A 4,024-nucleotide genomic window follows, 5' to 3' on the forward strand; every position below is an offset into this window, starting at 1 on the left:
CCCTGGGCATAACTGCTGCGCTTTCTAGGGCACCAGCTGTTCCTTGAAGCCGACCTCCCTAGCGCAAGAAACGGGCCAACAGTAGTAGGCCAAGGCCGCCAAAGAGGAGGTTAAAGCTCCAGGCTGCCACCCAAGGGGGAAGGGCTCCTGCTTCTCCCAGGCTGCGCGATACGCTCAGCACCACGTAGTAGGCAAACACCAGCAGGATCCCCAAGACGGCGCCGCCGTAGCGGCCCACACGGCGAGCGGTGCTGGATCCTAGGGGAAGGGAAATCAGCACGGCAAAGAAGCTGGCTAGAGGCAGGGAAAAGCGCATGTGGAACTCGGTGCGCAGCGCCTGGGTATCGAGGTTGGAGCGGGCCAAGCGGGAGATGCGCTCCGCCAGCTCTGGTAGGCTGAGCTCGTTGGGGGGAACTGGCGGCTGCAACAGGGCGGCCAGATCTTGGGAGACCGCCAGTGGCTTGCGGTCGAAGGGCTCTTCGGCCAGGCTGAGGCCGTCCGGGCCGTAGTGGTGAGTCACCCCTTCGCTGAGGGTCCAGTCCAGGCCGTTCCACACTGCCTGGGCCGCCAGGGTCACTTCCGCCAACCGGTACTTGCCCCCTGGCAGGGGATCCACCCGCAGGATAGTGACATCCTGCATGGTATTCAGCCGCGGATCCACCTGGCGAATGAAAAACCAGAGGTTGTCTAGGGACTCCGTCCCGCCAACGGCAGTGGTTTTGAAGAAGACGTCGTATTGGACCGGGCTTGTAGCCTGGGCCAGGAGCGCCTGCTGGTCAATGCGGCGGATTTCCCGTTTGCTGGCCGGCAGGAGGACGTTGCTGATTAAAAAAGCGCTCAGGCTCAGGAGCAGTCCCACCAGCAACAGGGGACGAAAAATGCGCGTAAACGGGATCCCGGCTGCCCGCATGGCGGTAATCTCGCTGTTGCCGCTTAGGTTGCCCAAGGTGAGTAGGGTGGCAAAAAAAGCGGCAATGGGCATGCCCAGCACCACCATCTCCGGCAGATCCAACATCAAGAGCTGCAGCACCGTCAGGGGGGGCACGGATCCCTCAACCAGCCGCTCGGCGAGGGTAAAGAGCCGGCCCGCCAAAAGCAGCAGGGTTCCTCCAGCAAGGCCGGCCAAAAGGGGGGTGAGCATCTGTCCAAACAGGTAGCGCTCCAGCAGCCAGAACTTGGTGAACAAGCGGGCCATGGGCAAAAGTTGAGGGATGGGGGCTATTTCAAGCTAGCGTGAACAACTCGCCGGCAGGCCCCCACCCCCAGCCCCTACTGCAATGATCCCAGCAGCGCTGGCGTTAAACTTGCTGGCCATTGGCTCTGGAGCGGGGCTTCAGGGAGGCTGGCGGCTCGCCAGGAGGAGGTAAGGGCTCGCTGTTGCCGCCGGGATCCAAGCGGGAATTGGGGGGTGAAGGGCCGGGATCCAGTTTGGCCCCCCAGGCGGCTAGGTAAGCGCGCTGCTCAGGAGAAAGGCGACGGGCGCCGCGGAAATCTGCTCCCGCCACGATGGCGCCGGTGTAGGCTCCTGTTTTGAAATCGGGCTTTTGCCCTGGCTGGGCGGGAGAGGCCGTCTGGAAGGATCCCACAAACAGCAAAGCGCGGTAGAGATCGGCCCCGCGCAGGTCGGCATTGCGCAGATTGGTTCCACAGAGGTTGGTGTGGCTAAGATCGCAACCCCGCAGGTCAGCTCCTTCCAGGCTGGCTTCACTGAAATCCACCCCCCGCAACAGGGTGCCATGTAGGTCGGCCCCTTCCAGCATGGTGCCCAGGTTAACCACGCGGATACCATTGACGCGATCCCGCTGGTAGCCGCCTTTGCCGTCCAAAATGGGCCGGCCCAGGTGTTCGTCGCGGCGCAGGGGGCTAAGCAAGTTAGCGGTGGAGAGGAAGCGCAGGATCTTGGCTTTGCCAAAGCGATCCACGCCGTTCAAGATGGCCGCCGTGCGCCCGGCCGCAATGGCCCGCTCCAGGGGCCAGTCGTCCAACTGCCCGTCAGGGGAGAGAACCAGGTTGGAAATGCCCTCGAAGTAGGCGTCGATGGTCTGCTGCTGGGTGATGGTGTTCTGCTGGATGGTGAGGTCGCGGGAGATGACGTACTGCCGCCAGGCAATATAGGCGGCCAGGAGAGCGATGAGGATCTGCCCGGTAGCGCCAAACACCTCCCCCAAAGCCCCAATCGCCTCCCAGCTCAGGGATCGCAGGGTTGAGAGAACCCCACCCCAGACCACTGCCCCTGCCACGGCCAAGCTGAGGGCTGCCGCCGCCCATCCCAGGCTGGGCCAGGTGGCTAGCCACTGCCAGAGGTCGCGCCCAATCTGCACCCAAAGCGGCTGCCCCCACCAGCCGGCCAAGCCCAGCCAAGCCAGCACTGCCCCCCAGCCCAAAACCGGCTGCCCCGTCAACTCCGCCAGCGCCAGCAGCCCCGCCGGGATCCCCAACAGCAGCAGGTTAAGCAGGGGGCGCCCAGAGGAGAGGGAAGCCAGGGGCAACTCTTGGGAGGAGCCTTCGCGGGCAAGGGCTTCTTCGGTCATGGCAAGGGTATACTCTAGGGGTAGCGTTAGATCTGCGAAAAAAGCTTGCGTCAGTCCGTATCTGGGGTTGGGGAAGAGGGCAGGATCCCGCCTGTCAGGTTTGGTAGGATAACCTCGACCCTCCTTCCTTCTCTCGCCCAGCCTGGTGGAAGAATGAGCCCTATGATTTGTCTGCAGAAATCCGGCAAACACCAATTTACAGCAGCCCTGCCTGACTTGCGGTTGCAGCCGCAGGGTTCCACAATGCTGACGCGGCTAGCCGCTTCCTTCCTCCTGAGCACCACCTTGCTGCTGGCAGCGAAGTTTGATCCTGGCTGGGCACAGACTTCCCTAGACACCAGCCTTGTGGAGAAACAGGCCCTGCCTCAGGCGCCGCCGCTGCCGGATGACCGACCTGTCATTTTTGTCGATGCCGCCAATGGCAGCGATACCCAAGGGGATGGATCCCGCAACAACCCCTTCAAGACCATCACCCATGCCATTGGACGAGCACCAGCAGGCAGCATCATCCAGCTGCTGCCAGGGATCTACAGCGCAGAAAGCGGCGAAGTCTTCCCCATCCGCCTCAAAGCTGGCCTTATCTTGCGCGGGGACGAGTCCACCCTAGGGGAGGGCTACCTGATCGATGGCGGCGGCACCTACATGAGCCCGACCTTGGCCCGGCAAAATGTTGCCCTGGTGGCCGAGAGCGGCTCAGAGGTGCGCGGGGTTACCCTGCGCAACCAGGGGCGGCGCGGCTATGCCCTCTGGATAGAATCGGCTTCCCCCCGCATTCTCAACAACAGCTTTGTGGGCAGCATCCACGACGGCATTCTCATTGCCGGCGCCTCCAACCCCTGGATAGAGGGCAACCGCTTCTACAAGAATGGGGCCAACGGCATCTCTGTCTTGGGTACCTCCCAGCCCACCATTGTCAACAACCTCTTCCAAGAGACCGGCTTTGGCCTCACCATCGACCAGCGCTCGGCGCCGATGGTGCGCAATAACCGCATCCTGCAAAACCGCACCGGCATTGTGGTTGGCGGCAGCGCTCGGCCCATCTTGCGCAACAATCTCATTGCCCGCAACCTAGAGACTGGCCTGACAGCTATCACCAACGCCCAGCCCGATCTGGGCACGGCCTCGGATCCCGGCAACAACATTTTTGAGGGCAACGGCCAGTACGACATCCACAACGCCACCCGCGGCCTGCGCCTCAACGCCAACGGCAACCAACTGGCGGGCAAAACCAAAGGGGAGCTGGATCTAGCGGGCCAAACCACGGTTGCTGCCCTGCCCAGCAGCGCCCGGCCACCCATTGCTGCCGGCGGCCTGACGCTGCCCAGCGCTCCCCCGGCTCCCGGCAGCGGCAGGGATCCCCAGCCGGCGACGGCCAAGCCAGCCGAAACTTCCCCAAACCTACCGGTGGTGGCGGTGCCGCAATCGACGGCCCCCCTCCCCCCTCCCGCAGCGGGCTCGGGGGGGCGGATTTCAGTGTCTTAAACACAAAAACC

General features: G+C 63.3%; 3 protein-coding genes. 1 reads left to right on the forward strand and 2 read right to left on the reverse strand.

Annotated elements, in window-relative coordinates; genetic code table 11:
* Window positions 1–58: 58 nt before the first annotated feature.
* Complete coding sequence (locus NW827_RS09515; protein WP_414361292.1) at window positions 59–1,195, reverse strand: LptF/LptG family permease; 1,137 nt, start codon at window positions 1,193–1,195, stop codon at window positions 59–61.
* Between the two features lie 103 nt (window positions 1,196–1,298).
* Entirely contained in the window at window positions 1,299–2,531 is a 1,233-nt protein-coding gene (locus NW827_RS09520) for a pentapeptide repeat-containing protein (protein ID WP_414503621.1), read from the reverse strand.
* A gap of 153 nt (window positions 2,532–2,684) precedes the next feature.
* On the opposite strand from NW827_RS09520, the gene NW827_RS09525 reads away from it, so the two are divergent.
* Window positions 2,685–4,013, forward strand: a complete 1,329-nt coding sequence (locus NW827_RS09525; RefSeq protein ID WP_414503622.1) for a DUF1565 domain-containing protein — start codon at window positions 2,685–2,687, stop codon at window positions 4,011–4,013.
* The last annotated feature ends 11 nt before the right edge of the window (window positions 4,014–4,024 follow it).

Source organism: Synechococcus sp. H70.1 (assembly GCF_047502705.1).
Classification (GTDB): Bacteria; Cyanobacteriota; Cyanobacteriia; order Thermostichales; family Thermostichaceae; genus Thermostichus.